The sequence below is a fragment of the Streptomyces sp. NPDC049577 genome, assembly GCF_040675635.1.
Classification (GTDB): Bacteria; Actinomycetota; Actinomycetes; order Streptomycetales; family Streptomycetaceae; genus Streptomyces.
The window spans coordinates 1-5,558 of record NZ_JBFAPH010000390.1 but is presented as its reverse complement, the minus strand read 5'-3'; the positions used below and the strand labels follow the sequence as shown (position 1 = coordinate 5,558).

The following is a 5,558-nucleotide window of genomic DNA, read 5'->3' as shown; positions in this document are numbered from 1 at the left end:
GGAGGGCGAGGCCCCGGCCGCCGGCCGTGTCCCCCTCCCGCTCGCCACCGCGATCGGCCTCGCCGCCGCCCTGGGTGTGGCCCTGTCCGGCGCGCCGCAGCTGGTCCTGCGGTTCGCGGCGGGGGCGCTGCTGTAGGCCGGCCGTGCTGTGGGCCGGCCGTCCCCCGGACGGCGCAGCGCCCGTCGCGGACGGGCGGGGGAACCGGCGTACTTCCTCTCGCGTTGACCAGTTCGAAAGGTTCCACTGGTTCAAGGGTTCCCCTGCCGCACCATTTGGAGGGCGTACCGTGCACCGCCGGCACAACGGGCTCAGGACGGCCGTGCTCCTCGGGGGGCTGTCCGCGCTCATCATCGTCATCGGCAGCGCCTTCGGGCGCACGGGCCTGATCGTCGCCGTCCTGGTGGCCCTCGGCACCAACGCCTACGCCTACTGGAACAGCGACAAGCTCGCCCTGCGGGCCATGCGCGCCCGCCCCGTCAGCGAGTTCGAGGCCCCCCAGCTCTACCGCATGGTGCGGGAGCTCTCCACGGCGGCCCGGCAGCCGATGCCCCGGCTGTACATCTCCCCGACGGAGGCGCCCAACGCCTTCGCCACCGGCCGCAACCCGCGCAACGCCGCCGTCTGCTGCACGGAGGGCATCCTGCGCCTGCTGGACGAGCGCGAGCTGCGCGGCGTCATCGGCCATGAGCTCAGCCACGTCTACAACCGCGACATCCTCATCTCGTCCGTCGCGGGCGCGCTCGCCTCGGTCGTGATGTTCCTGGTCAACTTCGCCTGGCTGATCCCCTTCGGCCGCGACGAGGACGACGAGGGCCCGGGACTCATCGGCATGATCATGATCATGCTGCTGGGCCCGGTCGCGGCCTCCCTCATCCAGCTGGCCGTCAGCCGGTCCCGCGAGTACGAGGCCGACGCCTCCGGCGCCCGCCTCACCGGGGACCCCCTGGCCCTGGCGTCGGCCCTGCGCAAGCTGGAGACGGGCACGGCCCGCCTGCCGCTCCCGCCCGAGCCGCGCCTGGAGACGGCGAGCCACATGATGATCGCGAACCCGTTCGGCGCGGGCGGCGGCATGTCGAAGCTCTTCTCCACCCACCCGCCCATGGGCGAGCGCATCCGCCGCCTGGAGGGCATGGCGGGCCACCGGCCCTGAAAGCCGGCGGGAAAGCCCACGGGGGCGGCCGGAGAGGCCGCCCCCCGGCTCACGCGCTCACAGCCCCGGCAGCTGCAGATCCGGCAGCCCGGGCAGCAGCTCCGACAGGTCCGGCAGGGCCGGCAGGTCCGGGGCCCCCGCACCCTCGTCCCCGGGCTGTCCCTGGTCGTCCCCGGGCTTCTCGCCCCCGGGCTTGTCGTCGTCGTGCGAGTAGGCGGGCAGGGTGTGCGGCGTTCGCGGCGGAACCGACGGCTCGGCGAGCGCCGGGGCAACCGGACCGAGGGCGACGAGCGCGGCGGCGAAGGCCGCGACCCCCAGCGCGGCTGAGGCGAGTCGTGGCACGGTGGGCATCCTTTCGATCGGCCGACAGGACGGAAGCCGTACCTCCCCCGCCCAGAGGTCCCGCATCCCCTTTGCGCCGGGGCGCTCGCCCGGCCGGAGGACGAGGGGGGCGTACGTGCCCATCCCGGCCCCGTCCCGGCCCCCGGCCCGCACCGGGCAACCACGCCTCCACCTGCGGCGTCTCACTCGCCGGAGAACCGGTCGCGTGGAAGGCTTGTGGATATGAGGTTCATCCTGAATGTGATCTGGCTGGTCCTCTGCGGCCTCTGGATGGCGATCGGGTACGTCGTCGCGGGCATCATCTGCTGCGCGCTCATCGTGACGATTCCGTTCGGCATCGCGTCGTTCCGCATCGCCGCCTACGCGCTGTGGCCCTTCGGCCGCACCACCGTCGAACGCCGCGACGCCGGCGCGGGCTCGCTCATCGGCAACGTCGTCTGGCTCGTGTTCGCCGGCTGGTGGCTGGCGCTCGGACACGTCTTCACCGGCATCGCGCTGTGCTGCACGATCATCGGGATCCCGCTGGGCATCGCGAACTTCAAGCTGATCCCGGTCTCGCTGATGCCGCTGGGCCGCGAGATCGTCCCCAGCGACCGGCCGTTCGCGACGCGCTGAGCCCGCGGGAAGGGGCGGGCCGGCGGCCCGCCCCCGCGCCGGCTAGCGGTAGTTGACGAACTGGAGGGCGAAGTCCAGGTCCTTGCCCTTGAGCAGGGCGATGACCGCCTGCAGGTCGTCGCGGCTCTTGGAGGAGACGCGCAGCTCGTCGCCCTGGACCTGGGCCTTGACGCCCTTGGGGCCCTCGTCGCGGATGATCTTGGCGACCTTCTTGGCGTTGTCCTGGGAGATCCCCTCCTGCAGGGAGGCGAAGATCTTGTACTCCTTGCCGGAGATCTGCGGCTCGCCCGCCTCCAGCGCCTTCAGGGAGATGCCGCGCTTGATCAGCTTGGACTGGAAGACGTCGAGGATGGCCTTGACCCGCTCCTCGCCGTTGGCACGCATCTCGATCTTGTCGCCGGACCAGGCGATCGACGCGTCGGCGCCCTTGAAGTCGTAGCGCTGGGAGATCTCCTTGGCGGCCTGGTTGAGGGCGTTGTCGACCTCCTGCCGCTCGACCTTCGAGACGATGTCGAAACTGGAGTCGGCCATATTGAGTTGGCTCCTCGTGCGTAGATCCGTCGTGGGGTGCTGCGGCCCGTGGAGGGCCGCCCCGCAAGCCTAGGGCCTGCCCGGCGGATCATGGTGAACGCGTCGGCCGCGGCGGCGGCCGGCCGGGACGTGCCCGCCGGCGGAAGCCGATCGGCTGCTGTGAACCGAGTGGCGGAGCACCCCAGGTCATCGGGTATCGTTTACGTCGTTGCCACGGAGCGGCTCGAAAGAGCGACCGGGGCGGCAACCCATGGCGGTGTGCCCGAGTGGCCAATGGGAGCGGACTGTAAATCCGTCGGCTTAGCCTACCCAGGTTCGAATCCTGGCGCCGCCACGGAACGAGGCCCCTGACCGGAGACGGTCAGGGGCCTTTTTCGTTCACTCCTCCTTTGCCGGCTACGCGCCCACGACGCCCTTCACGGCCCGCTCCACCGGCGTGTCACCGCCGATCAGCTCCAGCGTCAGGCCCGCCGACCGCGGCTCGTCCAGCAGGGCGACCAGCGTCGCCGCCACGTCGTCCCGCGGTACGTCGCCCCGGCCCGTCGCCTCCGAGAGCGCCACCCGGCCCGTGCCGGGGTCGTCCGTGAGCCGGCCCGGGCGCAGGATCGTCCAGTCCAGGTCGGGCCGGGCGCGGACATCGGCGTCGGCCGCGCCCTTGGCTCGCAGATAGGCGGCGAAGACCTCGTCCGTGCCCTCCGGGGGCTCCGAGTCGGCGCCCATGGCGGAGACGACGAGGAAACGGCGCACGCCCGCCGCCTCCGCCGCGTCGGCGAAGAGGGTCGCGGCCGCGCGGTCGACGGTGTCCTTGCGGTCGATGCCGCTGCCGGGGCCCGCGCCCGCCGCGAAGACGGCGGCGTCGGCGCCCTCCAGATGCCGCGCGACGTCCTCGACCGACGCCGACTCCAGGTCGCAGACGACCGGCTCCGCGCCGGCGGCGAGCAGGTCCCCGGCCTGTCCCGGCCTGCGGATCACACCCGCGACCTCGTCACCGCGCACGGCGAGCAGCCGCTCCAGCCGCAGCGCGATCTGACCATGTCCACCAGCGATGACAATGCGCATGATCCGACCGTAACGCCGGGCGGCGGGCTCACGCCGGATGGCCTCCCCCGCGCGGCGACTGCCGCGGCAGGTCCAGGGCGACCGCCGCCTGCCCGTCGCAGAACTCCCGCACGGCGCTCGTACGGGCCACCACGCGCCCCTCGTGGACCACCAGGCGGCTGTAGCCCAGGGAGAGCACCCCGGCGACCCCGGAGCCCCGTACGGCCAGCAGCTCGGCCGGGAAGCCCGCCTCGACGCGCACCTCGGGCAGCCCCATCGCCGCCCGGGCCCCGGCGCTGACCGTCTCGTACGCCTGCTCCGGGCGCAGCTCGCCGCGCGAGGCCAGCAGCCTCCAGCGGGGGCGCCGTGCGGGCGAGGGCCAGGAGGCCCTCCAGGTCGCACCCCGCCCGCACCTGCGCCGCCTGTGCCGCCACCGCGTCCACCGCGTCGGCCCGCCGCTCGGCGACCGGCACCAGGCCCAGGTGGCGGCTCGGCGTGTGCACCACCGCGACCCGCCGCAGCGCGCCCAGGACCGGTACGCCCGACTCCTCCAGCGCCTCCCGCAGGAGCGTTTCATGGCGGTCGGAGCCGACCTTGTTGAGGATGACGCCCGCGACCCGCACCTCCGGGTCCCAGGACGCGAAGCCGTGCACCAGCGCGGCCACCGACCGCGACTGCGAGGACGCGTCGACGACCAGCACCACCGGCGCCTTCAGCAGCTTCGCGACGTGGGCCGTCGACGCCAGCTCGCCCTGCCCGCTCGCGCCGTCGTACAGGCCCATCACGCCCTCGACGACCGCGAGGTCGCAGCCCGCGGCGCCGTGCAGGAAGAGCGGGGCGATCCGCTCGGGCCCGCACAGATAGGCGTCGAGGTTGCGGCCGGGGCGGCCCGTCGCCAGGGCGTGGTAGCCGGGGTCGATGTAGTCGGGCCCCACCTTGTGCGGGGAGACGGCCAGCCCGGCGTCGGCGAAGGCCCGCATCAGCCCGGTGGCCACGGTCGTCTTGCCGCTGCCCGAGGAGGGCGCGGCGATGACGAGCCGCGGGACGTGCGTACTCACCACTCGATGCCCCGCTGGCCCTTCTGGCCCGCGTCCATCGGATGCTTGACCTTGGACATGTCGGTCACCAGATCCGCGAAGTCGATCAGCTTGTCCGGCGCGTTGCGGCCGGTGATCACCACGTGCTGGGTGCCCGGACGGTCGCGCAGCACGGAGACCACCTCGTCGGTGTCGATCCAGCCCCAGTGCAGCGGGTAGGCGAACTCGTCCAGCACGTAGAGCTTGTACCGCTCGGCCGCGAGGTCCCGCTTGACCTGCTCCCAGCCCTCGCGCGCCTTCTCCTCGTTGCTCAGTTCGCCGGCGCGCTGGATCCAGGACCAGCCCTCGCCCATCTTGTGCCAGTCGACGGTGCCGCCCTCGCCGGACGCGCCGAGCACCCGCAGCGCGTTCTCCTCGCCGACCTTCCACTTCGCCGACTTCACGAACTGGAACACCCCGATCGGCCAGCCCTGGTTCCACGCCCGCAGCGCCAGCCCGAACGCCGCCGTCGACTTGCCCTTGCCGATGCCGGTGTGGACGAAGACGAGCGGCCGGTTGCGGCGCTGACGCGTGGTGAGCCCGTCGTCGGGCACGATGGTCGGCTGTCCCTTGGGCATTTACGCGGCCTTCCTGCTGTGGGTGTTCCGTACGGTGCGCACCAGCGCGGTGACGTTGTCGGCGCGCAGGTCGTCGAGCGTCACGACCGGGCCGCCGAGCGCCCGGCCCAGCTCGCCCGCCAGCCCGAGGCGCACCGGCCCGGACTCGCAGTCCACGACCACCGACGCCGTGCCGGTGCTCTCGATCAGCCGTGCCGCGTGCCGGGCGCGGACCAGCGGCTCGGGGC

Annotated in this window: 7 protein-coding genes, 1 tRNA gene and 1 pseudogene; 3 read left to right on the top strand and 6 right to left on the bottom strand. The window is 73.1% G+C overall.

The window, feature by feature from the left end; all coding sequences use genetic code 11:
• Positions 1-287 precede the first annotated feature (287 nt).
• Positions 288-1,151 (top strand): zinc metalloprotease HtpX, encoded by an 864-nt coding sequence (htpX, locus tag AB0K09_RS29180; protein ID WP_366068413.1) that lies wholly within the window; start codon positions 288-290, stop codon positions 1,149-1,151.
• A gap of 57 nt (positions 1,152-1,208) precedes the next feature.
• On the opposite strand, the gene AB0K09_RS29175 is transcribed toward htpX, so the two are convergent.
• Entirely contained in the window at positions 1,209-1,493 is a 285-nt protein-coding gene (locus AB0K09_RS29175; RefSeq protein ID WP_366068412.1) for a hypothetical protein, read from the bottom strand.
• 222 nt (positions 1,494-1,715) lie between these two features.
• On the opposite strand from AB0K09_RS29175, the gene AB0K09_RS29170 reads away from it, so the two are divergent.
• The gene (locus AB0K09_RS29170; RefSeq protein WP_366068411.1) at positions 1,716-2,108 is read left to right on the top strand and encodes a YccF domain-containing protein; all 393 of its coding nucleotides are present in this window, start codon (positions 1,716-1,718) and stop codon (positions 2,106-2,108) included.
• Positions 2,109-2,150: 42 nt separating this feature from the next.
• On the opposite strand, the gene AB0K09_RS29165 is transcribed toward AB0K09_RS29170, so the two are convergent.
• Positions 2,151-2,639 carry a YajQ family cyclic di-GMP-binding protein gene (locus AB0K09_RS29165; RefSeq protein ID WP_366068410.1) on the bottom strand — a complete coding sequence of 163 codons (489 nt, stop codon included), beginning with the start codon at positions 2,637-2,639 and terminating at the stop codon, positions 2,151-2,153.
• A 252-nt stretch (positions 2,640-2,891) separates the two neighbouring features.
• Here AB0K09_RS29165 and AB0K09_RS29160 point away from each other — a divergent pair.
• Positions 2,892-2,973, top strand: a tRNA-Tyr gene (locus AB0K09_RS29160).
• Positions 2,974-3,035: 62 nt separating this feature from the next.
• Here the strand turns inward: AB0K09_RS29160 and AB0K09_RS29155 are convergent.
• The 4 genes and pseudogenes from AB0K09_RS29155 to AB0K09_RS29140 form a co-directional block, all read right to left on the bottom strand.
• Positions 3,036-3,698, bottom strand: coding sequence for an NAD(P)H-binding protein (locus tag AB0K09_RS29155; protein WP_366068409.1), 663 nt, complete (start codon positions 3,696-3,698; stop codon positions 3,036-3,038).
• The gene (locus AB0K09_RS29150) at positions 3,608-4,735 is read right to left on the bottom strand and encodes a cobyrinate a,c-diamide synthase (RefSeq protein ID WP_366068408.1); all 1,128 of its coding nucleotides are present in this window, start codon (positions 4,733-4,735) and stop codon (positions 3,608-3,610) included. The genes AB0K09_RS29155 and AB0K09_RS29150 overlap by 91 nt, the downstream gene beginning before the upstream one ends.
• Positions 4,732-5,331, bottom strand: coding sequence for a cob(I)yrinic acid a,c-diamide adenosyltransferase (gene cobO, locus AB0K09_RS29145; RefSeq protein ID WP_366068407.1), 600 nt, complete (start codon positions 5,329-5,331; stop codon positions 4,732-4,734). The genes AB0K09_RS29150 and cobO overlap by 4 nt, the downstream gene beginning before the upstream one ends.
• Positions 5,332-5,558, bottom strand: a pseudogene (locus tag AB0K09_RS29140) (magnesium chelatase); the annotation flags it as partial. It lies immediately after the preceding gene.

Bases quoted from the DNA above. Each gene is read 5' to 3' on its own strand.
- AB0K09_RS29170 (WP_366068411.1), top strand. From the start codon at position 1,716: ATGAGGTTCATCCTGAATGTGATCTGGCTGGTCCTCTGCGGCCTCTGG.
- AB0K09_RS29165 (WP_366068410.1), bottom strand. From the start codon at position 2,639: ATGGCCGACTCCAGTTTCGACATCGTCTCGAAGGTCGAGCGGCAGGAG.
- AB0K09_RS29155 (WP_366068409.1), bottom strand. From the start codon at position 3,698: ATGCGCATTGTCATCGCTGGTGGACATGGTCAGATCGCGCTGCGGCTG.
- cobO (WP_366068407.1), bottom strand. From the start codon at position 5,331: ATGCCCAAGGGACAGCCGACCATCGTGCCCGACGACGGGCTCACCACG.